This window comes from Tateyamaria sp. GN1-10 (assembly GCF_055693845.1).
In genome coordinates this window covers 1-26,990 of record NZ_JBVFUR010000006.1, presented here as the reverse complement: position 1 = coordinate 26,990, position 26,990 = coordinate 1, and the positions used below count along the sequence as shown (strand labels likewise).

24 protein-coding genes are annotated in these 26,990 nt (G+C 57.8%); 15 read left to right on the top strand and 9 right to left on the bottom strand.

From position 1 onward, the window contains the following. Positions 1-97 precede the first annotated feature (97 nt). From ACZ1HN_RS24125 to ACZ1HN_RS24100, 6 genes are read left to right on the top strand one after another with little or no spacing between them, the layout of a single operon-like run. Complete coding sequence (locus tag ACZ1HN_RS24125) at positions 98-1,852, top strand: glycosyltransferase family 2 protein (protein WP_472729479.1); 1,755 nt, start codon at positions 98-100, stop codon at positions 1,850-1,852. Then, positions 1,785-2,651: a glycosyltransferase family protein gene (locus tag ACZ1HN_RS24120; protein ID WP_472729478.1), complete on the top strand. Its 867-nt coding sequence runs from the start codon at positions 1,785-1,787 to the stop codon at positions 2,649-2,651. Before ACZ1HN_RS24125 ends, ACZ1HN_RS24120 begins: the two co-directional genes overlap by 68 nt. A gap of 38 nt (positions 2,652-2,689) precedes the next feature. Continuing rightward, positions 2,690-3,433, top strand: coding sequence for a glycosyltransferase family protein (locus tag ACZ1HN_RS24115; RefSeq protein WP_472729477.1), 744 nt, complete (start codon positions 2,690-2,692; stop codon positions 3,431-3,433). Further along, complete coding sequence (locus ACZ1HN_RS24110; protein ID WP_472729476.1) at positions 3,405-4,019, top strand: glycosyltransferase; 615 nt, start codon at positions 3,405-3,407, stop codon at positions 4,017-4,019. The genes ACZ1HN_RS24115 and ACZ1HN_RS24110 overlap by 29 nt, the downstream gene beginning before the upstream one ends. Next, complete coding sequence (locus tag ACZ1HN_RS24105; RefSeq protein WP_472729475.1) at positions 4,016-5,026, top strand: glycosyltransferase family 2 protein; 1,011 nt, start codon at positions 4,016-4,018, stop codon at positions 5,024-5,026. Before ACZ1HN_RS24110 ends, ACZ1HN_RS24105 begins: the two co-directional genes overlap by 4 nt. Before the next feature lie 55 nt (positions 5,027-5,081). After that, positions 5,082-6,026: a hypothetical protein gene (locus tag ACZ1HN_RS24100; RefSeq protein WP_472729474.1), complete on the top strand. Its 945-nt coding sequence runs from the start codon at positions 5,082-5,084 to the stop codon at positions 6,024-6,026. Positions 6,027-6,081: 55 nt separating this feature from the next. Here the strand turns inward: ACZ1HN_RS24100 and ACZ1HN_RS24095 are convergent, their stop codons facing one another. The 6 genes from ACZ1HN_RS24095 to rfbC all read right to left on the bottom strand — a co-directional run bounded on the left by ACZ1HN_RS24095 (position 6,082) and on the right by rfbC (position 11,139). Further along, the gene (locus ACZ1HN_RS24095; RefSeq protein ID WP_472729473.1) at positions 6,082-6,690 is read right to left on the bottom strand and encodes a hypothetical protein; all 609 of its coding nucleotides are present in this window, start codon (positions 6,688-6,690) and stop codon (positions 6,082-6,084) included. 129 nt (positions 6,691-6,819) lie between these two features. After that, positions 6,820-7,434 (bottom strand): sulfotransferase, encoded by a 615-nt coding sequence (locus ACZ1HN_RS24090; RefSeq protein WP_472729472.1) that lies wholly within the window; start codon positions 7,432-7,434, stop codon positions 6,820-6,822. A gap of 233 nt (positions 7,435-7,667) precedes the next feature. Further along, positions 7,668-8,549, bottom strand: a complete 882-nt coding sequence (gene rfbA, locus ACZ1HN_RS24085; RefSeq protein ID WP_472729471.1) for a glucose-1-phosphate thymidylyltransferase RfbA — start codon at positions 8,547-8,549, stop codon at positions 7,668-7,670. A gap of 55 nt (positions 8,550-8,604) precedes the next feature. After that, a complete protein-coding gene (gene rfbD, locus ACZ1HN_RS24080; RefSeq protein ID WP_472729470.1) occupies positions 8,605-9,468 on the bottom strand; it encodes a dTDP-4-dehydrorhamnose reductase in 864 nt (287 codons plus the stop codon). A gap of 62 nt (positions 9,469-9,530) precedes the next feature. Then, positions 9,531-10,574 carry a dTDP-glucose 4,6-dehydratase gene (gene rfbB / locus ACZ1HN_RS24075; RefSeq protein ID WP_472729469.1) on the bottom strand — a complete coding sequence of 348 codons (1,044 nt, stop codon included), beginning with the start codon at positions 10,572-10,574 and terminating at the stop codon, positions 9,531-9,533. 4 nt (positions 10,575-10,578) lie between these two features. Then, positions 10,579-11,139 carry a dTDP-4-dehydrorhamnose 3,5-epimerase gene (rfbC, locus tag ACZ1HN_RS24070; protein WP_472729468.1) on the bottom strand — a complete coding sequence of 187 codons (561 nt, stop codon included), beginning with the start codon at positions 11,137-11,139 and terminating at the stop codon, positions 10,579-10,581. A 252-nt stretch (positions 11,140-11,391) separates the two neighbouring features. On the opposite strand from rfbC, the gene ACZ1HN_RS24065 reads away from it, so the two are divergent. Next, on the top strand, positions 11,392-12,411 hold the full coding sequence (locus tag ACZ1HN_RS24065) for a DUF2793 domain-containing protein (protein WP_472729467.1): 1,020 nt from the start codon (positions 11,392-11,394) through the stop codon (positions 12,409-12,411). Between the two features lie 46 nt (positions 12,412-12,457). Here the strand turns inward: ACZ1HN_RS24065 and ACZ1HN_RS24060 are convergent, their stop codons facing one another. Continuing rightward, positions 12,458-15,061 (bottom strand): M10 family metallopeptidase C-terminal domain-containing protein, encoded by a 2,604-nt coding sequence (locus ACZ1HN_RS24060; RefSeq protein ID WP_472729466.1) that lies wholly within the window; start codon positions 15,059-15,061, stop codon positions 12,458-12,460. 869 nt (positions 15,062-15,930) lie between these two features. On the opposite strand from ACZ1HN_RS24060, the gene ACZ1HN_RS24055 reads away from it, so the two are divergent. From ACZ1HN_RS24055 to ACZ1HN_RS24040, 4 genes are all read left to right on the top strand, one after another. Further along, positions 15,931-16,182, top strand: coding sequence for a hypothetical protein (locus tag ACZ1HN_RS24055; protein WP_472729465.1), 252 nt, complete (start codon positions 15,931-15,933; stop codon positions 16,180-16,182). A gap of 25 nt (positions 16,183-16,207) precedes the next feature. Then, positions 16,208-18,604 carry a calcium-binding protein gene (locus ACZ1HN_RS24050; protein ID WP_472729464.1) on the top strand — a complete coding sequence of 799 codons (2,397 nt, stop codon included), beginning with the start codon at positions 16,208-16,210 and terminating at the stop codon, positions 18,602-18,604. Between the two features lie 99 nt (positions 18,605-18,703). Next, complete coding sequence (locus ACZ1HN_RS24045) at positions 18,704-20,026, top strand: UDP-glucose dehydrogenase family protein (protein WP_472729463.1); 1,323 nt, start codon at positions 18,704-18,706, stop codon at positions 20,024-20,026. Continuing rightward, positions 20,026-21,039 carry a GDP-mannose 4,6-dehydratase gene (locus tag ACZ1HN_RS24040; protein WP_472729462.1) on the top strand — a complete coding sequence of 338 codons (1,014 nt, stop codon included), beginning with the start codon at positions 20,026-20,028 and terminating at the stop codon, positions 21,037-21,039. Before ACZ1HN_RS24045 ends, ACZ1HN_RS24040 begins: the two co-directional genes overlap by 1 nt. An 18-nt stretch (positions 21,040-21,057) precedes the next feature. Here ACZ1HN_RS24040 and ACZ1HN_RS24035 read toward each other — a convergent pair whose 3' ends face one another. Then, positions 21,058-23,910 carry a tetratricopeptide repeat protein gene (locus tag ACZ1HN_RS24035; protein WP_472729461.1) on the bottom strand — a complete coding sequence of 951 codons (2,853 nt, stop codon included), beginning with the start codon at positions 23,908-23,910 and terminating at the stop codon, positions 21,058-21,060. Positions 23,911-24,116: 206 nt separating this feature from the next. On the opposite strand from ACZ1HN_RS24035, the gene ACZ1HN_RS24030 reads away from it, so the two are divergent. From ACZ1HN_RS24030 to ACZ1HN_RS24020, 3 genes are all read left to right on the top strand, one after another. Beyond that, positions 24,117-24,671 carry a phage tail protein gene (locus ACZ1HN_RS24030; protein WP_472729460.1) on the top strand — a complete coding sequence of 185 codons (555 nt, stop codon included), beginning with the start codon at positions 24,117-24,119 and terminating at the stop codon, positions 24,669-24,671. 26 nt (positions 24,672-24,697) lie between these two features. Continuing rightward, entirely contained in the window at positions 24,698-25,165 is a 468-nt protein-coding gene (locus ACZ1HN_RS24025; protein WP_472729459.1) for a DUF6916 family protein, read from the top strand. A 62-nt stretch (positions 25,166-25,227) separates the two neighbouring features. Then, a complete protein-coding gene (locus ACZ1HN_RS24020; protein ID WP_472729458.1) occupies positions 25,228-25,713 on the top strand; it encodes a GNAT family N-acetyltransferase in 486 nt (161 codons plus the stop codon). Here ACZ1HN_RS24020 and ACZ1HN_RS24015 read toward each other — a convergent pair. Next, positions 25,710-26,015 carry a DUF6916 family protein gene (locus ACZ1HN_RS24015; protein ID WP_472729457.1) on the bottom strand — a complete coding sequence of 102 codons (306 nt, stop codon included), beginning with the start codon at positions 26,013-26,015 and terminating at the stop codon, positions 25,710-25,712. The two genes, ACZ1HN_RS24020 and ACZ1HN_RS24015, sit on opposite strands and share 4 nt — an antisense overlap. A 177-nt stretch (positions 26,016-26,192) precedes the next feature. Between ACZ1HN_RS24015 and ACZ1HN_RS24010 the strand changes: the two genes are divergently transcribed. Next, the coding region (locus tag ACZ1HN_RS24010) for a Hint domain-containing protein (protein WP_472729456.1) at positions 26,193-26,990 on the top strand (798 nt) is incomplete at its 3' end.

Genomic DNA, 26,990 nt, shown 5'->3' with positions numbered 1-26,990 from the left:
CCCCGTCGCTGCCCGGATCAGTACGTACCGAGCGCTCGGAGTGTATTGCTTCCGACGACAAGAATATCTTAGATCATAAATTGCAGAGAGGCTCGTTGTGACAGAAGTGGACACCGCCGTACCCGATGACCTATCGGACGTCATTCAGGCCGTTAGCCGTTCGCCCTTGTTTGACGAGGAATGGTACAGAACCAAGTACCCCGACGTGTCCTTGCATGATTGTGGGGCGGCAGAGCATTATGTTTCGCTTGGCGCGGCGCAAGGATACGATCCTGGCCCTGACTTCAGCACTCACTTCTATTTCGGAGCGCATCCCGACGTTTCTGAAATACACCTAAACCCTTTATACCACTACGAATTATACGGTCGTGGCGAAGATCGCCAAATACATGCCGCCAAAGAAGTATCGGAAATCGAGGAGGTTCTGAAAGCACTGGGCGCAGGACCCGATAGCGGGAATGGTAGCGAAGACCAAGTAGCCGAGCCGGGGGAGCCGGTATCCGAAGCCAAAGTTGTGATGAATGCCGAGCTGTTCGATGCGGCTTGGTACAATGAGATGTTTCTGGAAACGCCGCTACGCCCTTTGGAGGCTGCAGAGCATTACCTGAATTTTGGCGCCGCAAGTGGGTACGATCCCGGGCCCGAGTTCAGCAGCACCGAGTATTTGAACAGCAACCCGGATGTACGCAGTTCGGGTATCAATCCACTGTATCATTACCAGATGTTTGGACAGGCCGAGGCGCGCATCACGCACGACTCGAAATACCTGGAGCCGATCAGGAAAATAGCGGCCTCTCAAAGCAAGGATGATCGGCTGGCTGGCTCCGAGGCAAAGAAAATCCGGAGAGACACACGCAAGATCATTCGCAACACACCCTTGTTGGATGCGGATTGGTACACGGCGAAGTATCTCAAAGGGGACAAATCGGGTGATCCGGCATGGCTGCATTTTGTCAAGTATGGGGCCACGCGCGGTTACGATCCCAACCCGCTTTTTTCCACCTCCTGGTACTTCAAAGAGTATCCGGAGATTCAGCGTGCGGGCCTGAACCCGCTGGCACATTATGTCGCCAAGGGCGCGTACGAGGGTTACAATCCGCACCCGTTGTTCAACACGGATTGGTACCTGCGCAATCTGGACGCGCCGCTTGATCAGGACGTCAACGCCCTGGCGCATTATTTATCCGAACCGGACCGCCGTGATGTCGAGATTTCCCCATCCTTTGATGCGTCTTGGGTCGCGCGGAGTGTCGTGGGACTTGGAGATCGATTTGCGACGACTATCGAGGCGTTCACTGATCCGACACCCCGGCGCATCGATCCTGAAACGCGGGATCGTATCCTCAAACGTGGCATACGGACGCCGGACACAGTTGAGGCCTTCCAGGATGACGGTCTGGTTTTTGAATTTGAAAACCTGACCGAAGACCTTCAGCAGCAGTTGACGCAAGATGCCCAAGGGCCTGACCTGCCGATGCTGTCCGTGGTCATGCCCACCTGGAACCGTAAGGGTGAAGTGGTTGCAGCGATCACGTCTGTTTTGGGGCAAACATATCCCAACATCGAACTTGTCGTCGTGGATGATGGAAGCACGGATGGCAGTCACAAGCTGATCGCGAAGAAATTCAAAAAACACATCGCGTCTGGTCACATCAAGCTGATCAGTCAGGAAAACGCCGGTGTTTGCCGCGCCCGCAACACTGGATTGGCCAACACGACCGGTGATTTCATCGCCTATCTGGACAGTGATAACATCTGGCGCCCCACAAACCGCCGAGCTTCTCATGTCCGCCTTGTTGCGCAACGGCGAGGCGATGTCAGTTTATGGCGCGGTCGAAATCTTTGCCGATGACCTTGAAGAGCGTCCCATCATGGGGCGCAGCTTTGACCGCCATGCCTTGCTGAGGTCCAATTTCATTGACCTGAACGCTTTTGCGCACCGTCGTGAGCTACTCGAAGAACTGGGCGGTTTTGATGAGAATCTCAGACGCCTCGTCGATTGGGAGTTGATCGTCCGCTACACCGCTGACCATGACGTGACCTTCCTGCCCATCCTTCTGGTCAACTATGCGCTTGCAGATACGCTGGGCAATATCACGCGCACCGTGCCGATGAAGGAGAACATCGATCGTGTGATTTCTGCGCATCGCGTTGAGTTCTACCGTTCGGGCGTTCTGACCGCAGATCAGATGGCGCGCCGGTATCTCAAGGAACTGACCGTTCCGATAGTGCGCACTGAACCGGTGGATCAACCCTATCCGGGCCTTGCCCCGCGGGTTCTGACACCCCCGGTGCTTCCAATGCGGATCGCCATCGTTCTGGACGAAGATGTCTGTGCTGCCTTTGTTGGTCATATCACCAATGAACAACACTGGTTCGTTGATGACGTGCTGGTCAAATGCGCAGATGGATACAAGGTTTGGGATCCGGTGAGTGGCGATGCGACGGGCGAAGCTGTCGCTCTGAGCCAGTTGGGGCACACGGTCTTTTACTGGCCCACGCAACCGGCGCGGATGCTGACCGCTCGCACATTGCAAACTGCAGCTCTCGCGATTGCTGTGAGCCAACTGGACGTTGCACTGGTTTCAAGTGGGCGTTCGACACCAGCAACGCGAAAGAGGTCGCCGTCCAGACGGTGCGCGATCACCTGATCGTTGCAAAGCCACAGGCGCGTCACTGGTTGGGCAGAATGGAGCTGTCTGGCTGCGTCCGCGGGCAAGTGATCGAAGCGGAAATTGAGCGCCTTGGAGCGCGCGCGCAGGTCACGGACATCAGCGCCCTGCTGCGCCAGCCGTTCGAGATCAAGAACGACAATCGTTTCTGGAGCCGTGGGACACGCGCTGTGGGCGTTCCGAACATCGAATTTGACACTTCTACCCTACCCCTGGTGAAAGATGACCGCCCTACGGTTCTTCTTGTCGGAATGAAAACGGCAATGGGCGGGGTCGAGCGTCTGACCATCAGCCTTGGGGCTGCATTAAAGAGCCATTACCACTGCATATATCTTGCGCTTGAGCCTATCTCGACCGAGCAGGGCGACATTACGGATCAAATCCATGAGGCGGGGCTGACCCTTCTGGATGGGTCAAAAATCGTGACGCCGAGTGATCGGATTGCGTTGTTGTCGATGATCTCGGACGTGTATGCGCCCGAAGCGGTTTACGTCATGAACGGATCATCGTGGTTCGTGAACAACGCCGCCGCAGTGCGCGAGGCGTTCGCTGACAGCGTTATCGTGGACCAGCAGGTCTATGATCATCAGTTTGGCTGGATCGAGCACTACAACAAACCCGCCATCCGCCGCTTTGACAGCTTCGTGGCCGTGAACTACGCCATCAAGGACACGTTCCTTGGACCCCTTGGCCTTGCGTCGGACAAGGTGTTTCACATACCGCACGGCATTGATGTCAGCCGTGGCGCGACAGGCGCTTGAAACGGTTTCCAAGGCAGAGGCCCGAGCGGAGTTTTCGTTGCCAGCCGGTGGCAAGATCATCATGTTTGCGGGTCGGTTGACCGACCAAAAACGCCCCTTGGATTTTCTGAAACTGGCCGCGATGCGCCTTGGCAACAGTGACGAGACATTTGTCCTGCTTGGTGACGGTGCCATGAGCAAGGCGTGTGAAAAGGCCATCAAGGACGAAAACCTGACGAACGTGATCCGCATACCGTTTGTCAAAGACATCAACCGAATCTATCGGGCGATTGATGCCCTGACGGTTGTGTCCGAATACGAGGGCCTCCCGCTGGTTCTGGTCGAAGCCGTGTGCATGGGCATACCTGTCGTGTCGACGGATGTGGGCGAAAACAAGCGCGTCATCGAAGAATTCGACGCGGGGTTTTGTACGGCAAAGGCGGGTGATCTGAAAACGATCTCTGCCCAGTTGGACACGGTTCTGGCCGAAGGTACCGATGCACCGCGGCCCGGTGCCGCGCGGGCCAGAGATGATTTCTCAATTGATCGCATGGCCGAACGCTACGCGCGCGCCGGGCGTCTGACACATATCAAGGGCACAGCATGACACAGGATCTAAACACCGCGCTCGCTAAGCCGCCCGTCATGGCATCCACCTTGCCTGACCCTATCGCATCGGTGGTGATCCCCAGCTATTATCACGAGGCCTATCTTGAAGCGGCCATTGACAGTGTCCTGAACCAAACGCGATCAGACATTGAGTTAATCGTAATCGATGACGGGTCCAAGGACCGGTCCAGACGCATTCTGGCTGGGCTGCGCGACTGCCGTGTCAAAGTCGTTTTGCAGGAGAATGCGGGCGCTCATAACGCGATCAATCGTGGCATGGCCATGACGCGCGCGCCCTACATCTCGATTCTCAACTCGGACGATGTTTTCACACCTGATCGGTTGGAAATCATGGTCGCCGAGATGCAGGAACAGGACGCAGATCTTGCGTGTTCCTGGATTCAGCAGATGGATCACGTCGGCAAGCCTGGCCCCATCAAGAAAGGTTGGACATCACAGCTGCCCAGCTGGGCAAGGACCCTGCCCAAGGTGAAAGTCCGCAAAAGTGATGCGTTCGCCTACGAGCTTCTGCGATCCAACTTCATCTCGACGACCAGCAACATGGTAATATCCAGGCGGATCTACGAAAAAGTCGGCGGCATGAGGAACTTGCGTTTTGCGCATGACTGGGATTTCGCATTCCGGGCTGCATCGCACGGGCGATGCCTGATGGTGCCGCTTAACCTTATGCGGTACCGCACGCATGGCACCAACACGATTTTGTCCAATCGAAGCTGGATGATGTTCGAAATCTGCTGGATGCTTGCGGTGCACTTTGATGCGATGGCAGATCAGTTGTCACATCTGAATCGGAGCGATCTGGCGCGCAGTCACTACGGAGCCCTGGATCCCACATATGAGGCGTTGAAAGAAGCGCTTGAGCGCGCGGGCACACAAGAGGAACGCAACGCGCTTGCCGAAAAGCTGCTGAACGACGAAAGCGCAAGAGCACCGTATATTGACATGATCACGGTCAGACTCAATCATGCCCGCCATGCATCATGAAAGTATCGGCATTCTCGCCGTACATACCAATACGGACGAAGAAAAGAACGCCTAAATGCAGGACAACACTCCCTGGCTATTCATCCACGTTATGAAAACAGCCGGAACGAGTTTCCGCGCATACGTTGAAAAAATCACGCCATCGCAGGTCTTTCCCAGCAAGAGTGATCGTGAACGCACGGGCGGCAACTACATAGGCCCGCGGCAGTTTTTGACAGCGCTCAGCAGCGGTACGATCAAGCCCGACAGCACACCGTACATGTTTGGTCACTTTCCGGCGTGGATGAGTGACAAGGTTGACCCAAGCTGGCGCGTCGCAACGGTTTTGCGAGAGCCGGTGGCCAGAACGGTTTCAATGCTGGGTCACCATAACGCACGACTTGGTGCCAAGTATTCGGACTTGCGCGACCTTCTTCTGGATGAAAACTTTCGTAAGAATAATCTGGAGAACTATCAGACCAAAGTCTTTGGAGCGGAGCCCGATCATATCGCCAGCGCGAATGATCAACATGTCTGTACCGAAGAGACCTATGAAATGGCACTTGAGCGAATCGGCCGCTTTGACATGGTCGGTTTAACCGAAGAGATCTCGCAAACTATTAATCGCTGGCATGAAGTCACGGATTTGCCGCGGGCGGAGTTTCCACATTTCAACAAGGGGAAACCGGGCGGGATCGATGCCGAACTACGGGATGCGATCCTGCCTTATGTTCAGCTCGATTTGCGGTTTTACGACACGGTCAAATCAACGATCGCGGTCAACCATCTGGAGCACCTGAGGCGTTTTGCCAAGAGCAGGGCATTGAACGGGCTTGGTCAGCACCGCCAGGTCAACAAGCGCGACATTGCAACTGATCGGACACCACCGGGATCCGTCGGTCTGTTGTGCGGAGCCTTTTCTGCATCTGGACCGGGTTCCAACACTTCAATGCAGTTGGTGAGATGCCCGTTCGGAACAGGCACGAACTTGGCCAAAAATCCGTTCTCGGCCATGTTATAGCGCAGTCCGATGCGGCGCTGTCCGTCCGGTCCGACGAAACGAATGTCACAATAGCTCATAGTGGCATCGATATTGAACCCGATGACGTTGGCTGGCTCTTGCAGCATGACTTTGGTTCCGGCATGAAGCCGTGAGAACGTATCGGACAACAGGCTGTTCTTTTTGGTGACTTGCTCACCAAGCGCAAACTCCGACAACGCGATTTCCGCGAAGTTGGTAGTGCCGAACGCGCCGTTGACGTGGACACGTCCTGTCCAAAATTCGCCAGTTTGGATACCAAGTCTGCGCCAAAGCTTCGGGCGATTTCGGGCAGGATATGTGGGCCGTCAAGAAAGACCGGCTCTGGATAATTGGCAAGCGCATAGTCAATGACACTGACAAATACCCCATTCAAACGGTGCGCAGCCACTTCGTATTTCTCGTAGACTGCGCTGCGGTTTTGCGCGTGGGCGCGGTTGCAGAACCCGAGTATTACCAAGTTGGATTGCGCCGCGAGCGTCGTCAGAATCTCGTCCAACAATGCGTCGTAAAACGGTTCCGCCCCGACAAAGGACAACAGGTTTTCGTCGTTCGGGATCGCATCGACAAGGATATGGTCATAGGAGGACAGATCTTGCGACAGTCTGGCACCGAACTGGGAAACAGGTGAGGCACCAACAGACATGTTGTCGATCTGCCAATCGGCGAGGCGCCGCGTCCCGAAACCCCGCCATCCAACCCCCTTTGAGAATTGAATTGGATGTGCCTAGAACAAGTATCTTCATTCAGGAAGCTTTCAGGCCGATTTTCTGATCTAGTACACAACGCCGCGTGTTTCGCCGTTTTCGCGCGTTTTGTTTGAGTGACCCCACCATTCCAGCGGTTGGCCTATGAACTCTCCGATCCGGATGTTCGCATCCTTGTCTTCAATGTCGTAGGATAAGAAGTTGTCCTTGCCTTCGAAGAGTTCAAACGTGTTTGCGTAATGCCCTTCGATCCACCGAATGACCCGTTTCTTGGTCGTGGCGCATCTGGGCGGCATACCGGGCGCACCGACTTTGTGCAGGCGCTCCATGAAGTTGCCCCATTTTTCCATGCTGTTGGCAATCGCAACAGGGTCACGCAGGTTGAGAATGAATTTGACGTCCGGGTTCTGCCGGGCGACTTCCCTCAGCATTGCGGGATCCATCTGTGGCCAGAATGACGTCGTTGTGGTGATGAGGTCAGGCTGTGTCACAGCTTCGAAACCGGGAAAATCCGCCATGATGTTTTCGCCCCGGTACCATCGGTGATACATGGAGTTGCCCGCGAATTTTTCGACAGTCTTCGTGTACCAGTGCAAAGATTTCATGCCCGACCGCAGGAAAGCATCCTGCAACGTCGATGTGCCGGACTTTGGCAGCCCCAAACCAAAAACACGTAGCGCCATTAGGTTCCTCTTCTCCCGTCTTGCGATAACTCTACCAGCCTGAGCGCCAACCAAAAAGTATGATTAGCAACAGCGTCGGACGACTTTAGTCATGTGGCGCTGTGCAAATCACGTCAGTACCTCAGCTTGACTACATCCACTTCTGGTTGATGCAAACACGTTTTAAGTCGCATGACCAAAAATATGTCCGGCAGATATGACCGTCTCAACACTTGATGAACAACGGCCAGATGTCACGTCAAAAGGCTGGACAAGTAGGCCCCGTAATCATTCTTGGCGAACCTTTTGCCGCGCTCCGTCAGCCCCGTTTCATCGATCCAGCCTTGCGTATAAGCAATCTCGTCCGGACTGCCGGTCTGCAGCCCTTGCCGCGACTGCAGCGTCCGTACGAAGTTACCGGCATCCAGCAGGCTGGCATGTGTACCGGTATCAAGCCAGGCGTACCCGCGCCCCATCTGTTTCACTGTCAGGCTACCCTCGTGCAGATAGGTTTCAAGCAGCGTGGTGATCTCCAACTCACCCCGTGCAGACGGTTTTACCTGGCGCGCGCGTGCGGGCGCATCAGCATCCAGAAAGTAGAGCCCCGTCACAGCGTAGTTGGATGGTGGAACGTCTGGTTTTTCAATGATTTGCTTGGCATGACCTTTCTCATCGAAAGCGACGACACCATAGCGTTCAGGATCGGCCACGCGATAGCCAAAGACCGTGCCACCGGCCCCTTGTGAATCCGCTTCGGCCAGAAGCTTGGGCAGACCGTGTCCGAAAAAGATATTGTCGCCCAGCACCATTGCCGACGGTGCTCCGTCAAGAAAGTCCTCAGCCAGAATATAGGCCTGCGCCAGACCATCCGGGCTGGGTTGTACGATGTATGTCAGGCTGATGCCCCATTGGCTGCCATCGCCGAGGGCGCGTTTGAATTGGTCCTGGTCCTGAGGCGTCGTGATCACCGCGATCTCGCGGATACCGGCCAGCATCAGAACAGAAAGCGGGTAATAGACCATGGGCTTGTCGTAGATCGGCAAAAGCTGCTTCGATACACTGACCGTGATCGGGTACAACCGAGTACCAGAGCCACCGGCCAGAATAATACCTTTGCGCGCTGTTGATTGAGTCATCGAGATGCTCCGTGTTCCGTAAAGGGAGTGTTGAAATTGGGAAAAGGCCGAAGCCTCAGTCGACCTGTTTCAGTTGATCGAGAATATGAGACAGGCTGTTGCGCCATTCGGGTCTGGCGATGCCGAACGCAGATGTTGTGCTGGTACAGTCCATGCGCGAGTTGAGCGGCCGCTTTGCCGGTGTCGGATAGTCGCTTGACGGGATGTCAGTCACCTCGCAGTCCAGATCGGACATGTCGAAAATTGCGCGGGCGAAATCCGCCCAGCTTGTGTTGGGTGCACCGGCAAAATGGTACACTCCGGCTGTGTCAGGGTCGGTTTTCAACGTTTTGACAATGGTCACACAGGTGGCAGCGATCTCGGCTGCACCCGTGGGTCCACCAATCTGATCTGCAACTATGGTCAGGGCATCGCGTTCCTTACCCAGTCTGAGCATTGTCTTGACGAAATTGTTGCCGTGCGCGGACACAACCCAGGAGGTTCGCAAAATCACCGAACGCCCACCGGCTTCCAACACGGCAACCTCGCCCGCATTTTTGGTAAGACCATACGCCCCCTGCGGATCGGTCGGGTCGGTCGGAAGCCATTCGGCTTCACCCTCGCCCGAAAAGACATAGTCGGTTGATATGGTGACAAACGGGATGTCACGGGCGGCACAAGCGCGCGCCATGGCGCCGGGTGCGTCAGCATTGATTGCATGGGCAAGTTCAGTGTCTGTTTCGGCAGCGTCCACAGCCGTGTAGGCGGCGGCATTGATAACTGCGTCAGGCGCGTGGCTGGCAATGGCGGCAGCACAGGCTGCGGCGTCCGTCAGATCGGCAGCCTTGCGATCCAAAGTCTTGATGCGCGTGTCAGGGCCATTCAAGGCCCGCAATTCCGTGGCCACCTGACCGGTGTGTCCAAATACCAGGATATCCATGCACACTCCTCTGCTCGCCTCACGCCCTTCTGCATGTGAAGGGTCGAAAATGCCTAGGTCTGCTATCCTGTGCCCAAGCGTTTGCCTACACCGTCGCGGTCCTGCAGAGCCCGCCACCATGCCTCGTTTTCCAGATACCAATCCACAGTCTTGGCCAAACCTTCTTCGACCGTGACGGACGGGCGCCAGCCCAGTTCATCACGGATGCGGGTGGGATCAATGGCATAGCGTGCATCGTGGCCAGGCCGATCCGTGACAAAGGTGATCTGATCGGAATAGGATTTTCCATCCGCCCGTGGGCGTTTTTTATCTAGGATGGAGCACAACGTCTGCACAAGTTGCAGGTTCGTGCGCTCATTCTCGCCCCCGATATTGTAGCTGCGCCCCAGCTCGCCCTTCTGCAGCACCAGCAGTAGCGCATCGGCATGATCCTCGACATACAGCCAGTCGCGCACATTCGATCCATCGCCGTAGATCGGCAGGGATTTGCCTGCCAGCGCGTTCAGAATGATGACCGGAACCAGCTTTTCCGGGAAGTGGAATGGACCGTAATTGTTCGAACAATTGGTCAGCACGACAGGCAGGCCATAGGTCTCGGCCCAGGCGCGCACGAGGTGATCACTCGCCGCCTTAGATGCTGAATACGGGCTGCGCGGATCATAGGGCGTGGTTTCAGTGAATTGCCCCTTCGCCCCAAGCGAGCCAAACACCTCGTCGGTCGAGATATGGTGGAACCGGAATCCATCGAACTGGTCGCGCCCCTGCCAATAGCGGCGCGCGGCTTCGAGCAGTGTGTAGGTGCCGGTCACGTTGGTCTGCACAAACGCGCCCGGCCCGTCGATGGACCGATCTACGTGGCTTTCGGCGGCCAAGTGCATAACTGCGTCGGGCTGATGGGTATCAAAGATCCGCACCATCGCATCCCAGTCGCAAATATCGGCCTGTTCAAAGCTGTAGAGATTGCTGGATGCCACGCTTGCCACGTTATCAAGGCAAGCGGCGTAGGTGAGCGCATCAACATTGATCACTTCATGCCCGCGTTCCACTGCCTGCCGAACCACGGCGGAACCGATGAAGCCCGCGCCGCCGGTGACCAGTAATTTCATGCTCTTAGTCCTTGTATGTGAAAGGCGTGTCCAAATCAGCAAGCAAAGGCGCCACCGCGTCTTTTTCAGACAGGATTGGGTCACTGACCCCACCCCAATCAATGCCAATCTGCGGATCATCCCAGCGCAGCGCCCCTTCGCTGTCGCGGTTGTAATAGTCGGAGCACTTGTAGATGATCTCGGTCTCTGGCTTCAGGGTGACAAACCCGTGGGCAAATCCTGCAGGGACCAGCAATTGTCTGCCGTTTTCAAAACTCAATTCGGTGCCGAACCACTGCCCGTAAGTCGGTGACCCTGAACGAATGTCCACGGCTACATCAAACAGGGCGCCCTTGCCGCACCTTACCAACTTGTCCTGCGCGTGCGGTGGTGCCTGAAAGTGCAATCCGCGGATCGTACCCACTTTTTCGGACAAGGAGTGGTTGTCCTGGATAAACAGGACGTCAATGCCTTCAGCAGCAAGCGCACGGGCATTGTAACTTTCAGAGAAAAAACCGCGCTCATCACCGTGCCGCGCGGGCGTGATGACGACAACACCAGCAAGTGGGGTTGTTTCGATCTGCATTAATGGGCCTCTAGTTCAAACATTGCACCTAACATGACTCGGTGCTTAACAAGCGCCCTGTGCCCTGTCCATCCTTCGGGCGGCAGACCGGGTGGACTGCGGCATTCGGCGCTCGATCATCCTATTTTTATGGCCGTCACTGAGGCGTATTGTTGCGCATGGGCCAACTCACCGCACGGTCAGCTAAGGGCGTCGTAACCTCCTGCTCCTAGCTATTGCCGTCGTCTGACGCGTTGCCACGGAGCCCTGACCATGACCGACACTTCCCTGATCCTTGGATTGCCCTACATCCAACCATCCCAAGCCCAGAAACACGTCACCCATAATGAAGCCCTGCGTGTGTTGGACGCGCTGGTGCAATTGTCAGTTCTCGCCCGGGACCTGACATTGCCCCCTGCAGGGGCGGCAGCGGGCGATCGTTACCTTGTGGCATCCCCGGGGCAAGCGGAATGGGTCGGACAAAGCGATGCAATCGCCATCTACGATGGACTGAATTGGACGTTTCTGGCCCCGCAGGCGGGTTGGCAAGCTTATGTCGTGGGCGAAGGAACCACTGTTGTCTTTGACGGCACCGACTGGCAGGGCCGCGATCTGGACACCGTGGACAGCCTAGGGGTCAACGCCAACGCCGATGTTTTCAACCGCCTGTCTGTATCTTCGGATGCTGTTTTGCTGAACCACGCAGGCAGCGATCATCAGTTGAAGATCAACAAGGCCGACACCGCCGACACGGCCAGCCTGATGTTCCAAAACGGGTTCTCAGGCCGAGCGGAGATGGGGCTGGCGGGCAATGACGACTTTTCAATCAAAGTCAGTGACGACGGCGCGACCTGGAACGAAGCAATGCGTGTCGACGCTGCCTCTGGCGTCGTCAGCACATTGCGCCAACCCTACTTTGTCGCGCGGGGGAGTGGTCCATGGCTGACGATTGACACGCCACATACCGATCTCGTCCTTGGTGTGATGATCGCGCAGAATGGGGGCGTGTACGACCCCACCACGGGGACGTTCACGGCGCCAACTGATGGGTTGTACTGCTTCTTGATCAACGGCTTCCTCAACGCATCAACCGATGGTCGTATCGCCTTTTCCCTGAACGGCACTACGCAAAGCGCACAAATGCAGGTCCTTTTGGGCGAGATGCCCTTGTCCTTCACAGCGGTGATGGAACTGTCGACAGGCGACACGGTGACCTGCCGTAGCGGCAACGCAAACGATAACCTGACGTTTTTCCAAAGTCACACCACGTTCAGCGGGTGGAAGATATTCTAAGCACATCCGGCGCTGCGCTGCTCGACGCAAAGCGCAGCGCTGGTTTTTAGACGATGCTCAATGTCGTATCATCTTCAATGCGGGCAATATCCGTGTAGCCGATGATCTCCAAGCTGGTGAAGTCATCGAATGTCAGCACCAGATTGCCCCCCACAACCGAAGTGAAATCGCTCAAGTTGACGTCGGCAGGGTTGGTGCCACCGAACAGGGTCTGATCAATAATCAGCGCGTCGATGTTGTTCTGGAAGTCCTGGATCGTGTCGTTGCCACCCGAGAAGATGAACGTGTCGTTCGCAAGGCCACCATTCAGGAAATCGTCGCCATCACCGCCATGCAGGGTGTCGGCACCTGCATTTCCACGCAATACGTCGTCGTCTGCACCACCGAACAGGTCGTCTCGCCCGTTGCCACCATTGAGCCGGTCATTGCCCGACCCTCCGTCCAGGGTGTCGTGGTTGTTGCCGCCATTCAGGGTGTCATTGTTGCCACCCCCGTTCAGGACATCAAAACCGGCGTTGCCGTTCAGCAAATCATTGCCGGTGCCACCGTTCAGTTCGTCCGCGCCTGAGTTGCCATTCAACGTGTCGGCCCCGGACCCGCCGTTCAGCGTGTCATTGGCCAAACCACCGTTCAACACATCGTCGTTTTCGTTGCCATTCAGCAAGTCGAACCCGTTGTTGCCGTTCAACACGTCGTTGCCAGCGCCGCCATTCAGCTCATCCGCACCGGACAAGCCCGTGAGGGTATCGTCGCCAGCGTCTCCGTTCAGGGTATCGGCGCCAAGCCCGCCATTGAGGTCGTCGTTGTCATCGCCCCCGCTCAACAGGTCATTGCCATTGTTGCCGCTGATCACGTCGTTGCCTTCACCGCCGCTCAGGTCGTCGAAACCGTCTCCCCCAGCGATGGTGTCATTGTCTGCACCGCCATCGACAGTATCGAAGCCTGTACCAGCATTGATGCTGTCGTTGCCGGCACCACTGTCGATGCTGTCATTGCCGGCAAATCCAGAGATCGTATCATTGCCCAACGTACCGCTGAGCGCCGGATCATCTTCCGTGGTGCCGTCAATCATGTCACCGGGCGTTCCGGGATCACTCGGCAGGTTGGCATCCAACTGCGCCAGCGTATAGGTGACGTCCGAGAACTGAAATGTTTCGAATGCGGTTGCAAGAACGCTGCCGAAACCGCCAAAGAGGCTGGCCAAACTGGCCGTGACGGACCCGCTGGTGATGCTGGAAAAGGCGAAGCCAAAGATCAATGTGTCCGTGCCGGACCCGCCGTTCAGTGTATCATCGCCATCGGAGGCAAAGACCGTGTCATTGCCGCCCGCCGTCTGCACATCATTGTCGGCGTCGTTGGTCGTGATCTCATCATTGCCGTTGCCGGTGATCACGTTCTCGATCACCGTGCCGCGCGCAATGCCGATGTTTCCAATGCCCCCGGCCACATCCGAGAAGGTCGCGTCGTTCAGATCGATGCGGTCCCCAAGATCAGTGAAAGAGAAATCGAGCGTATCGATCCCGTCTTCGTCAAAGATGGTCGCAGCAATCAGGCTGCCGCTGTAGATGCTGTTTGTGGTGCCGGACGCCAATGCGCTGAACAAGTCGTCGACATAGTTCCCAAGATTGCTGTTCAGCCCATAGGTGGTGTTACCTGCGGTGACCCCACCTTCTGCAGCCCCATACAGGTTCTGGATCGCGATGATGTCGGCAATCATCGTTGTGGCCGTGGTTGCATAGCTCGCGTCAGTGGTCGTGTTTTCGGATTGGCTGAAATACGACATCACCGACATCTGCCAGCTGTCATTGGCAAAGGTTGCGCTGAACGGGTAGGTCGCACTGCCATTGTAGCCACCCTGGTGGCCCAGGCCGATGGCGTGGCCGATTTCGTGCACATAGGTCTGGAAAGAATAGCTGTCGACGCTGGTGCCATAGCTGTTCAGCCAACCCGTCCCGACATTCAGTTCAACACCAGAGCTTGATCCGCCATTTGGCGAATAGGCAAAGGCACCGGATTCATTGTCATCAAAGGTGATCATCTCGCTGCCAAGCGAGACTTCCTGGAAGTCGAGGTCTGCGACCATTTCCCAGGCTTCCATCGCCCAACGGGCCAGTTGTTGGCCGTCTGCGGTCAGGCCCGAAAGGTTGACGGTGATCACATTGGACTGACTGGTATTGAAGACGCGCTCCTGGCCACCCCAGTATCCTTCGGTCAGGTACAGGGCCAATTCGTCCAGTGTCCCGACAGGCGGCGCGGTAAATGCATTGGCTTCCAGCGTATACGTTCCAGTACGGCTCTGCCCGTAATCGCCGGAGTAGGAGTCCGCCTCTATATAATAGGTGCCAGACGACGACGCCGTGAAGGTGATCGCCAGATCCGTGCCACTCAGATCGTCGTTCTCTTCCAATACGTTGCCGCTGCTGTCGCGCAACCTCATGAAAGGATCGTCCAATGTACCACCGGTCATGGTGATCGTGACTGTCTCACCTGCGGTCAGGCTGATGGCAACCCAATCCTCGTCCGTGAGGCTATCCAGCGAACCAGAAAACGTGTCCCCAACACCCATCGAGTAGCTGGTCGAGGTATTTTCAGCTGCATCTGCAGTCTCGAAAAAGGCCGCAGACAATGGGTCATTCGCCCCGTCCAACATGACGCATCGGGTCGAAAGTTTGGGTGGCAAAGCAAATCGTACACATAAGAGTAAAGCGTTCCTAATGAACTGGGACTATTCGGTTACAGCTAAAATAAAGTGCAACTTGGGCGATTTTGAGACAAGTACATCAGTAAATTGACGTGCCGCGACAGGTGATTTTGTCACATCTTGGCCATCGTGACGATGAACGGGGCCACGGGCTGATACACCATTCGGAGCCTGCCATGACAGATAGGCCGACAACTTGTCTTGGTCGGGATCAATATGGAGCGTCACGCGCTTGACGTCCTGCCCTGCGGGTGACGGATCCAAGCGGATGATATGACCCGTTGCATGGGTCGCTAGCGATTGAACAAGGGCCTGACACAGAACGCGCGGCGCGGACGGGCAGTCAACGAACAAGACCTCGCGAACTGGTTGGCGGGCGTGCGAACCTGATGCTCCTTGCATGGTCACGCTCCCAATCAGCGCCAAGCCAAGCGTGAGGCGCCAGAATGGGGCGGCTTTCCAACAATAAATACCACTGACATCACGCACGCGCTCCCCAAATTGAGCCGCGGCAACCCTATTCTGATGCGCCTAAGCAAGACAAGTGATGCAGGCGCGCAATACACTAAAAACCACAAAGCCGCCCGGTGGCAGATGTGGCTTTGTGGTGCATCCATTCAGGCGTGCCAGCTTGGAAAGCTCTTTATGCTGGGCTCAACCAGCACTTATGACATGAAAATTCCTCCTTTATTATCAAACTATTAATTTCCGGCAACGGCTCGATTTTTGGGAAAGTCCACACTATCGACACAAAGCCAACCACACCCCAGCAACTGCCTCTGCCATCACATTGCCAGTGTAGTTGGTGGGTTATAGTAATGACGCTTGTTGCGTTTGAGCATGTGGCAACGATTGCGGATCAGGAAAATATGTTCCTGACCGGGATCACGGACATGATCGTGGCCGAAACTGATCAAGGGTCCGTCCTGTATACTGTGTCACGCCTTGGCGGCGGTGACGTGGTTGCCTATCGGATCAACGGGAACGGCACGCTCAGCCAGTTCGACACCCAGACCTTGCCCGGCGGAGCCCGTTCCAGGCACCACCAACACCCTGTCGTTGGTCGATGACGGCGCCGGGGGACACGATCTGCTTGTGACCGGGGTCAACAACACAGGCCTTTACCGCATCGACATGAATGCACAGGGCGCTCTGTCTCAGCCCGCAGCAGTGACCGGGGCCTACATGCCGGCGACTCTTCTGGACAGCACCAGCGCAGTGGTCAACGGCCAGACTTACCTCTACTCGATCGATCGGGGCAGTGACGACATCGGTGTGTGGCGCGTTGCCGAGAATGGGACCGTAACGGCCGTTCGGGACGGCGGGTCAGGCGACATGGGGCGCGTCGGTCTGACCGGCATCACGCAAGTCCAATCAGGCGGGCACACATTTGTGCTGGCAGCCTCCGGCAGCGAAAACGCCCTGATCAGCTACCGCCTTAGCGGCTCCGGCGTCCCGCAGGAAGTGGACCGGATCAGCGCTGCCGAAGGGGTCGGCATTGGCGGGGCAACAACGGTCGAGGTGATCGAGATTGGCGGACAAGCCTTTGCCATTCTGGCAGCCTCCGTCACCGGCACGCTGACCGTCGCATTGGTGGCGGATGATGGCAGTTTGCAACTGACCGACCACGTCATGGACACACGCGATACCCGCTTTGGCGGCGTACACGAGATTGCAACGGTCACACACAATGATCGCGGTTATGTTGCTGTCGCTGGCGATGATGACGGCGTCAGCCTGTTCGAAATGATGTCGGACGGCCGATTGCGTCTGATGGGCAGCCTCGCAGATGCAGTGACGACCACGCTCGATGCCGTATCAGCGCTGAACCTGACGGTGGTGAACGGTGTCCTGCACCTGACGGTCGGTTCCGCAACAGAGGCCGGGTTGTCGGTGTTCACCATAGACATCAGCACCATGAACAGCCCCCTGCAAGGCAATGATGCAGCCAACAACCTGACCGGAAACGGCGGCGCCGATCTAATCATGGGCGGCGGCGGCAATGACAGTTTGCACGGCGCGGCAGGCAATGACGTGCTGCTGGACGGGGACGGGTCAGATGAGTTGTGGGGCGGTGCAGGCGCAGACGTATTCATCATGTCAGGTGATGACGCGCTCGATACGATCCATGATTTCGACATAACCGAGGATCGGTTGGACCTGTCAGACTGGGCCTTCCTGCGTGGCACGGGCCAATTGTCGTTTCAGACCCTGAACAACGGCATCATTATTCTTTTTGGTATGGAAGAGCTGGTGATCCTGTCCGCAAGCGGTGCACGGATTGAGGCGGAAGACATTCTTGCACTGGATATCCTGGGCCAATCCCGGTTTCTGCCCAACTGGTTGCCACCGTCAGTGGAACCCGACCCGGATCCCGATCCCAGCGCCCCGCTTGACCTAAGAGGCACCAATGGGCGGGACACGCTGAGCGGCAGTGCAGGCAACGACACCATCCGCGGCCTCAGCGATGCCGATAACCTGTCTGGGATGGGCGGGGCAGATACCCTTTCAGGGGATTCCGGCAATGACACCATTGCGGGCAACGCGGGCAATGACAGCTTGCAGGGCGGAGACGGCAACGACATCCTGACCGGAGGCACGGGTTTTGACACCCTGCTGGGTGATGACGGTGACGACAGCATCTCGGGCGCGGGCGGAGACGACATGATCGAAGGCGGGGCTGGTCGGGACACTTTGTCAGGCAACGCGGGCAACGATCTGATTTCGGGTTTTGGGGATGCTGATCTGATCACCGGCGGGATCGGCTTTGACACCCTCAATGGTCAGGATGGCGATGACAGCATCTGGGGCAATGACGGGTTTGACGTCATTGGCGGAGGTGGGGGCAATGACCTGCTGGTCGGCAACAACGGCGCAGACACCCTTTACGGCAATAACGGAGACGACACGCTGTCGGGCGGGCTGGCCAACGACTTTTTGACAGGTGGCAATGGCAACGACGTGATCTCGGGCGCCGCGGGCCCGGACGAATTGCGGGGCGATGCGGGCAATGACGTGCTGGATGGCAATGCCGGGTTTGACCTGCTTTTCGGTGGACACGACGATGACACTCTGAACGGGGGCATCAACCATGACACCCTGTATGGCGGCACAGGCAACGACCGACTGAACGGCAACAACGGTCAGGACCAGTTGTTTGGCGAGGACGGCAACGACACGCTTCTCGGCAATGCAGGTCCGGACACGCTGGACGGTGGGCTAGGTGATGATCTGCTGCTCGGTGGTATCGGTACGGACACGTTCGTCTTTTCCAGCGGTTCGGATACGGTCGGCGACTTTCAGGACAATATCGATACGCTGGTGCTGGATTCCGCGCTCTGGGGTGGTGGAGCGCGCAGCCTGTTGCAATTATCCGCCTATGCCGAAATGACGGAAAGTGGCATCCGGTTGGACTTTGGAAATGGTCATATATTGACCCTTACAGGCGTGACAGACCTGAATGTTCTGCACAACGATCTCGATTTCATCTGACCAGAAACTCTGGGGGTTGCGTTGCGCCGGTTCTTCATCAAGACAGTGGCCCTCAGGTGACGCCGCATATGCGGCAGAGTTGGGCTAAGGAGCAGAACCATGAAAATCGCGGTGATCGGGACAGGGTATGTTGGCCTGGTTTCTGGGGTGTGTTTTTCCGATTTCGGCCATGATGTGGTCTGTGTCGACAAGGACCCATCAAAGATCGAAAAGTTGAATGCAGGGATCGTTCCGATCTACGAACCCGGCCTTGATGCCCTGATGATCAAAAACGTGGAAGCGGGCCGCCTGTCCTTTACCGAAGACCTTGCCGGGGCCATCAACGGCGCCAAGGCGATCTTTATTGCCGTCGGCACACCCACACGGCGCGGTGACGGTCACGCGGACCTCAGCTATGTCATGGCAGCCGCAGAAGAGATCGCGAGCCTTGCCAGCGACTATGTTGTGATCGTGACCAAATCGACCGTGCCGGTCGGCACCAATCGGATGATCAAGCAGGCCGTGCGCAAGGCCAACCCCGACCTTGAATTCGACGTGGCCAGCAATCCCGAATTTCTGCGCGAAGGGGCAGCCATCGACGATTTCATGAAGCCCGACCGCGTCGTTGTCGGCGTTCAATCCGAACGCGCGGCCGATGTCATGGCCGAAATCTATCGCCCGCTGTTCCTGCGCGATTTCCCCATCGTGACGACCGACCTGGAAAGCGCAGAGATGATCAAATACGCCGCCAACGCGTTTCTGGCGACCAAGATCACCTTCATCAACGAAATCGCCGCCCTTTGCGAACGCACCGGTGCGGATATCAAACAGGTCAGCAAGGGCATGGGCCTCGACGGTCGCATCGGCAACAAGTTCCTGCATGCCGGGCCGGGCTATGGCGGATCGTGCTTTCCCAAAGACACCAAGGCGCTTGCACGGATCGGGCAGGACAACGCGGTGCCCATGCAGATCACCGAAACGGTCATCAAGGTCAACGAAGAGACCAAGCGCCGCATGCTCGACAAGATCTTTGACCTGTGTGACGACAAGCTGGCGGGCAAGACCGTCGCCGTGCTGGGCGTGACCTTCAAACCCAACACCGACGACATGCGCGACGCGCCGTCGCTCACCATCGTCCCTGCGCTGATCGGGGCCGGGGCCAAGGTGCGTGTGACCGACCCGCAAGGGCGTCACGAGGGCGAAGCGCTGTTGCCCGGCGTGCACTGGGCCGAGGACGCCTACAAGGCCGCACAGAATGCGGACCTGCTGGTCATTCTGACAGAATGGAACGAATTCCGTGCGCTGGACCTCAAAAAGCTGGCCCGCCGCATGACCACGCCGCACATGGCCGACCTACGCAACGTCTACTCAGCCACAGACGCTAAACGCGCCGGCTTTACCGCCTATGACAGCGTGGGCCGGTCCGCCTGGCAGGCTGACTGATGCCAAAGGCGCTGATCACCGGATCGGCCGGGTTCATCGGGTACTTTCTGGCCCGTCGTCTGCTTGAGGACGGGTTCGAGGTCATCGGCTTTGACGCCCTGACTGACTACTACGATGTGACGCTGAAACAGCGCCGACAGCAGATGCTGCTGCAACACCCGGGCTTTCGCGCTGTCAATGAGCGGCTCGAAACGGACGGGGTTCTGATGGACCTCGTGGCACAGGACACGCCCGACGTGATTGTGCACCTGGCCGCGCAAGCGGGCGTTAGGTATTCCATCGATCATCCGCGGTCTTACGTGGATGCAAACCTGATCGGCACCTTCAACCTGCTGGAAGCGGTGCGCGCCACCCCCTGCGCGCACCTTCTGCTGGCCTCAACCTCGTCCGTTTACGGCGCCAATGCCGAAATGCCCTATGCAGAGACGCACAAGGCCGACCTGCCCATGTCGTTCTACGCCGCCACCAAGAAGGCGACCGAAGCGATGGCCCATTCCTATGCCCATCTCTACGATCTGCCGATCACGATGTTCCGGTTCTTCACGGTGTACGGGCCTTGGGGCCGACCCGACATGGCGCATTTCAAGTTTACCCGCGCGATCCTGCAGGGTGAGCCAATCGACATCTACAACCACGGCAACATGCAGCGGGATTTCACCTACATTGATGACCTTGTGGCGGCCATCGTCGGCCTGATCGGCGCGGCACCTCAACGCCCCGCCACCCCGGAAGACATCGCGCCGGGTGACAGCCTCAGCCCGGTGGCTCCCTACCGGATCGTCAACATCGGCAATTCGGAACCCGTGGCGCTGATGGACTTCATCGCCGCAATCGAAACGGCGCTGGGACAAGAAGCGCAAAAGAACTTCATGGACATGCAGCCCGGCGACGTGCCCGCCACATGGGCGGATGCGACACTGATCAAGACGCTGACGGGCTACACGCCGCAAACACCCGTCGCCGAGGGCATCGCGCGCTTCGTGGCGTGGTACAGGGATTACTACAACGTTTAGCCACCGGGACAGCGGCGATCACACCTTGTCATTCGCCAGCCTGCTCAACCCGGCCAACACCTTCTGACTGACGTCCTTTACCTGCGCATTCCAGTACCTCACGGTCTTCTTGTAGGGCAACGGAATGTGCGGTTCGATGAATGTGCGCAGGGTGTCGCCACGCAGTATTGTCAGCGTTTCACGCGCTTCCTCAGGTGGCGCGTCCCGCAGATACTGGGCCGCAGCACAGGTCAACATGCCTGGCCCGGTCTTGAACCACGCGGCATCTGCGTCCCGGGCCAGCAAGGCCTTGAGCGTCATGTTCAGGGCAATCTGCACAATAGGGTTACCGGGTGGCGTGATCATCGTGTTGTTCGCAATGGCCCCGATCGGCTCACGCGTGACCACAAGGCCGGACCCAAGAGACGCCAACGCGCCGATATCCCCCACGGCCCGATCATCGGCATCGCTGTAGATGCCACCGAACTTGTAAAGCACACACAACCGGATCAGGTCACTTTCCTCGGCCACATGGCGCGCCCGATTGAAGGCGGTAACAGCACGGGCGCCAAACTGACGGCGCAAAAAGTTGACGGCGCGCTGCCGGTTCAACAGGACATGTTCGAAATCCGGCACCGCCGCCCAGTCCGCAATCAGCGCTGCGACATCATCCGGGACCGCTTCGGTGTCCCAATACTGAAAGATGCGCTTGGGGATCGGAGTTTGGCGCAGCGGAACGTTTTGATCGGTCTCCGCGTCCCAACGGTCCACAATGCATTTTGCGGGATAATAGTACTGCGCAGCAAGGCGCCCCTCGATCTCTTCTTGCCGGGTCCCCTGCCCCTTTGCCTTGGCCTCCAATGTGCGAAAGACCTGCAAATCGGCCAGCATGCGGCCGTGCAATCCAGTGGCGAAATGCGCCGCCACCCGGTTGGTGCTTTGCGGGTCGGTGCGAATGTGCTGGCGTGTGGCCAACGCGCGATCCAGATCACCACAGGCCAGGCACACATCCAGAAAATGCCGCGGATGCAGACCCGGCAATCCGGCGTCTTGCCTGCGGATCGCACGATCAAGCAAGGGTTGGTTGCACCGTTCGCTGTGCATCAACAGCAACCGTTCACGCTCCACATCAATGCGGGGGTTGGCAGCCACCATTGCATCCAGATGCGCGTGCCCCGCAGCAAAATCGCGGGCCATGCCGCAGACATGCACAAAAAAACCGTTCAAGGCGCGGTGTTCCGGCCATCGGCGCGCGGCACGGCGCAGGTAGCGCATGGCAAGCTGTGTGCTGCCCGTGTCCGCAAGATGCCGCCCAACAAGCATCGCAAGGCGGGGCGACTGGCTGTCCGCGCTGACCTTGCGGGCAAGGGCAAGGGCCGCTTCGGGTCCATCGGCAAAAGATGCGACATCAACCCGGAACTCCGCCTGATGGACCGGCGGCAGCTTGGCGCACAGGGCGTCGGCGACCTTTCTCAACATCTTCGTGTCGGCAGTGATGTGGGCAAGCCTCAGCAACCGCCGCGCAAACACCAGCGACAGACGCTCGCGATCCATCATCGCATCGATCAGCGTGCTTGAGATGTCCGGCAGGGTCTGCCGTTCCGCCAATGTCAGGACATGTTCCATCTGACCGTCGCTCAGCGCGTCAGGCTTGTCAGCCAATTGTTGAAGCAGATCCCTGATCTCGCCTGCACGGCCCGCCCGGATCAGGGCCTCGCACAGGGCCAGGGTGAGGGTCGGGTCAGACACCTCCTGCGCAGCCATCTCGGACTGCAGCAGCGCTATCGCGCCCTCGGGATCATCCCGTTGCTGCGCAATCTTCGCCCTGCCCAATATCGCCCGCAACCGTGTGGCAGGATGCGCGGCACTGCCGGCAAATGCGGCATCCGCGTCTTGAAATGCGCCCGCCTGCGCCTGCGCCTTTCCCAACTCCAGCAGCAATGCGCCCGACGGGTCCCCCTCTGCACAGACAGTGTTCAGGCCATGGGCGGCGTCCGCCGCGCGGCCCGCAGCCAAAAGGGTTTGCGCGCGACGGATGTGAAACACCTCCGGCACCGGGTCGGAATGGGCAATGGCGCGATCACATACAGACAGCGCATCTTCGTACGCCCCCATCTGTTGCAGCAGGGCTACCTGCTCTTGAACCGCGGCCGCATGGTCGGGCGTGTTGGCCAATATCGCGCCAAACATTTTGCTGGCCGCCACGAGGTCCCCAACTTTGCGGTGCAGACGCGCAAGGGTCAGATGGTTCTGGGCCGTTGCATCCTCCCTGCCGACAAGGTCGGACAGGACGGAAATCGCGGCCTCGCTCTGGCCCATCAGATCAAGGCATTGGGCGCGGCGCGTCTCGATCGACGCATGGGCAAGGCAGTCCAGCGCGGCGGCTGCATCGCACAAGTCCAGCCCATCCGCCCCCCTGCCCTTTTTGATCGCGATGTCGATCAGGCCACGCACGGCGATGGTGTGATCGGGAATGTCGGCGCGGATGCCTTCGAACAAAGTGGCGGCGCGTTCAAGCGCGCCAGTGCGCAGCAGCAGATTGGCAAACAGGATGGACGCGGGGCGATCTTGCTGACCGTCTTCATGCAACCTGTCCAAAAGCGCCAGCGCATTCTCGACCCGGCCCAATCGGACCAGCCCCGTTGCCTGCTTGGTTGTGGCCATGGTGCGCAGCTGTGGAAACTGGCGGGACACATCGCGCGCAAGGTCCACGGCCCGATCCGTCTCGCCTGTGTTCAACAACTGATCGATTCGCCACCGATGCGCCGGCATCAGCGCGGGATGCAGCGTCAGGATGCGTTCCAGCATCTCCGCAGCCGCAATATGATCACCGGCATCATGCAGCTGTCGCAACTGCGCCATCAAAGTGCTGGGAGATGTGGGTGTTGTCATCTACGCAGTACCCGCATGGCTAGAACGTAATAAAACAAGGGAGATCAATCCTGACCATTCCGTTTTGCAACCCAGGGTGTTGCATTCAATTGTAAGTTCATTGGCGCATACGTCCCCGTTCTTCCCCCGGGATAATCCTTTACATATGATCGTTCAGATCGCTAGCGTTCCGATATCAGACAGAAATTTTTACGGGGAACGTTTTCATGTCAGAACCATTTATTGCAGAAATTAAGATCTTTGCCGGCAGCTTTGCGCCGCGGGGCTGGGCATTTTGCGACGGGCAGCTTTTACCGATCAGTCAAAACACCGCGCTGTTTTCGCTCATTGGCACCACCTATGGTGGGGATGGACGTACAACCTTTGCGTTACCCGATTTGCGCAGCCGTGTGCCTGTGCACGTTGGTCATGGCCCGGGCCTCTCACAGTACAACTGGGGTCAGCGCGGTGGTGTCGAAAATGTGACGCTGACACAGCAACAAATGCCGTCCCACACGCACGCCATGACATCAACCGGCCAGATGATTGCCGAAAGCCGCAACGGAAGCGCGGATGACCCTACCGGCAATATGCTGGCCGCGGGATCAAACATCTTCCGTCCGAACACACCAGCTGACGATGTGGCAATGGACCCTGCCATGCTCCAAGTGACGACAACGGCGGGCAATGCTGGGGGCAGCCAGTCCCACACCAACATACAGCCATTCCTTGCCATGTACTTCATCATCGCTCTGATAGGCATTTACCCGTCGCGCAGCTGATTGAAGCCCGCAAAAAGGAGAGTGACATGACACACTCATTCGGATGGACACGACGGACTTTTCTGGCGGCAAAGGCCATGTTGGCGGGCAGCTTTACCTTGCCTGCTGGGGCCATCGCCGCAACAAGCGGGGCGTCCGAAACGGCCGTTGGCACGCAAGGTGCGGTGGCACCTGCGCGGTGGTCCACAGCCACGGCAGATGAGCTTCAACCCTTTGTCGGGCAGCGGTTCCGCGTCAAAACAAAAGAGCACGGGCATGTGGTTCTGAAACTGGTGGATGTCCAATCTCCCAGCGCAGATCCCGACCGTCCGGCGCACTTGCCCCGCCGCGTCAGCGTTTCAGCGTTGTTTGAAGGCCCGGAGGCGCACCTGCTGGCACAGTCCGGAGACGGCGTGCATACCGTTTCGCATCCGCGCATCGGCACGTCGGTGGCGTTTCTGAAACCACTGCCACGCCAACAAGGCGGCTACGATATTGAAATGGTCCTGAACTAAAGGACCGGCGGGCACCCTGATCAACCCGGGTGCCCGTGACCTTCCCGAACATGGTGCCCCCCATGTGGGACATGACGATAAACGATCTCACAGTGCGACCCGCAGCACCGCAAGACGCTGACTTCTTGCGGACGCTTTTCATGGCCGTTCAGCGCCCGTCATTCGCTGCCGTCCCCCTGTCCGACGCGCAACTGACGCAAATGCTCGACATGCAATACCAGGCGCAGACCCAAGGCCATGCGGCAGCACATCCAGACGCAGTGGATCATCTTCTGTTGAAAGGAAAAATGTCCGTGGGCCGTCTGTCCGCCAAGCGAACGGCGGCAGGCATACACCTCATCGACTTCGCGATTGTCCCGGATCACCAGGCAAGGGGCATCGGCACATCCGTGTTGAAGGCCGTTTGCGCCCACGCGCAAGAGCAAGGCCATGAAATCACCCTGCAAGTCTTCAAGGGCAGCAGCGCGCAACGGCTTTATCAAAGGCTGGGGTTCAAACCGTTTGCCGACGCGGACCCCTACCTCAAGATGATCTTGCCCGCGCCCTAGCTGAACCCGATGTTGTAATAGGTTCCGGCCTCATCCTGGCCATGGGCGCTGATGAACAAATGCATGGCGTCTTGTCCCGGCAACGTGATTGGATAGGTCAACGCCTCGATCACCCGGTCTGGCGGGCCGGTCAGGTCCAAGGTAAAAGCAGTGTGCATCACACCGCCACTGCCGTCATCCGCCCCCTGCCCCATCGGATCGACCTTGGTGAGGGTCATCGCGATCTGCTGTCCAGCGTCAAGCTGTACGTGAACGGTTTCCCCGACATGAGGTTCAAGCAATTCAGCGGTCAATTTCACCATGGCACCCGACGTGTGTTGTTGCAGTTTACGAGACCAAAGACGTGGCACAGCGCGGACAATTTGGCAATTTTTGGCGAACCTTACAGCTCAAACGGGTTTTTGCCGTTTTTTCGTTGGCAGACCAACCCGCTTACCGTACAAGTTTTTTAAAGAAATTTTAACTTCGGGGAACAAACGATGCCCACATTCGAGTTTGACGACAATGGCGCAACCGACAGCGGTTCAACCGTCGCAATCAATTTCACAGACGACGGCATTCCATTCACGCTCAGCACAGTCGGCAATGCCGGCGGTGCACAAATTATCGCAAATGACGGTTTAGCAGGAGGCCAGATTTCGATCTCTGACTTCACCACCGGCGGGACCTATGTACTGGATGTCGGCGCCGGAAACGCGCCTGACACAAACTTCGGGGCGTCTGGCGGAAATATTACTCTGCAACTGGGCAATACCTTGACGGGCGCCTGGAACGTTGTCTTTGTGCATGAAACCAATACGGCATTGAACCAGACATTCGCTGTCACCTCGGGCAGTGCCAGCGCGCCACTCAGCTTCGCCACAACAGAAAACTTCAGTCAGATCCAGTTTTCTATGACATCCGCCGGCGGGATCATCTCAGTTGCCAGCCTCACCGCCTCCATCACCTGCTACCTCGCAGGCACCGGCATCGCCACACCGACAGGCCGTGTGGCCGTCGAAACGCTGCAGCCGGGCGACAAAATCCTGACCGCAGATGGCGGCACCACCACCGTGCGCTGGCTCGGCATCCAGCCGATCGACACGAAAACCGCGACACCGGCCAAGGCGAACCCAATCTGCTTCACCGCAGGCTCCATCGCCCCGAACGTCCCGTCCCGCGATCTGTTCGTATCGCCCGACCACGCCATGGACATCGACGGCATCCTCTACAACGCCACGGCGCTGGTGAACGGTCGCTCGATCTATCAGGTTGCGCAGATGCCGATGGACGGGTTC

Coding starts and splice junctions, on each gene's coding strand:
- ACZ1HN_RS24090 (WP_472729472.1), bottom strand. CDS start 7,434: ATGGCGCTACGTGTTTTTGGTTTGGGGCTGCCAAAGTCCGGCACATCG.
- ACZ1HN_RS24025 (WP_472729459.1), top strand. CDS start 24,698: ATGACACACTCATTCGGATGGACACGACGGACTTTTCTGGCGGCAAAG.
- ACZ1HN_RS24110 (WP_472729476.1), top strand. CDS start 3,405: ATGTCAGCCGTGGCGCGACAGGCGCTTGAAACGGTTTCCAAGGCAGAG.
- ACZ1HN_RS24060 (WP_472729466.1), bottom strand. CDS start 15,061: ATGTTGGACGGGGCGAATGACCCATTGTCTGCGGCCTTTTTCGAGACT.
- ACZ1HN_RS24055 (WP_472729465.1), top strand. CDS start 15,931: ATGACGCTTGTTGCGTTTGAGCATGTGGCAACGATTGCGGATCAGGAA.
- ACZ1HN_RS24040 (WP_472729462.1), top strand. CDS start 20,026: ATGCCAAAGGCGCTGATCACCGGATCGGCCGGGTTCATCGGGTACTTT.
- rfbA (WP_472729471.1), bottom strand. CDS start 8,549: ATGACTCAATCAACAGCGCGCAAAGGTATTATTCTGGCCGGTGGCTCT.
- rfbD (WP_472729470.1), bottom strand. CDS start 9,468: ATGGATATCCTGGTATTTGGACACACCGGTCAGGTGGCCACGGAATTG.
- rfbB (WP_472729469.1), bottom strand. CDS start 10,574: ATGAAATTACTGGTCACCGGCGGCGCGGGCTTCATCGGTTCCGCCGTG.
- ACZ1HN_RS24100 (WP_472729474.1), top strand. CDS start 5,082: ATGCAGGACAACACTCCCTGGCTATTCATCCACGTTATGAAAACAGCC.
- ACZ1HN_RS24120 (WP_472729478.1), top strand. CDS start 1,785: ATGTCCGCCTTGTTGCGCAACGGCGAGGCGATGTCAGTTTATGGCGCG.
- ACZ1HN_RS24045 (WP_472729463.1), top strand. CDS start 18,704: ATGAAAATCGCGGTGATCGGGACAGGGTATGTTGGCCTGGTTTCTGGG.
- ACZ1HN_RS24015 (WP_472729457.1), bottom strand. CDS start 26,015: ATGGTGAAATTGACCGCTGAATTGCTTGAACCTCATGTCGGGGAAACC.
- ACZ1HN_RS24115 (WP_472729477.1), top strand. CDS start 2,690: ATGGAGCTGTCTGGCTGCGTCCGCGGGCAAGTGATCGAAGCGGAAATT.
- rfbC (WP_472729468.1), bottom strand. CDS start 11,139: ATGCAGATCGAAACAACCCCACTTGCTGGTGTTGTCGTCATCACGCCC.
- ACZ1HN_RS24095 (WP_472729473.1), bottom strand. CDS start 6,690: ATGTCTGTTGGTGCCTCACCTGTTTCCCAGTTCGGTGCCAGACTGTCG.
- ACZ1HN_RS24035 (WP_472729461.1), bottom strand. CDS start 23,910: ATGACAACACCCACATCTCCCAGCACTTTGATGGCGCAGTTGCGACAG.
- ACZ1HN_RS24065 (WP_472729467.1), top strand. CDS start 11,392: ATGACCGACACTTCCCTGATCCTTGGATTGCCCTACATCCAACCATCC.
- ACZ1HN_RS24020 (WP_472729458.1), top strand. CDS start 25,228: ATGTGGGACATGACGATAAACGATCTCACAGTGCGACCCGCAGCACCG.
- ACZ1HN_RS24030 (WP_472729460.1), top strand. CDS start 24,117: ATGTCAGAACCATTTATTGCAGAAATTAAGATCTTTGCCGGCAGCTTT.
- ACZ1HN_RS24105 (WP_472729475.1), top strand. CDS start 4,016: ATGACACAGGATCTAAACACCGCGCTCGCTAAGCCGCCCGTCATGGCA.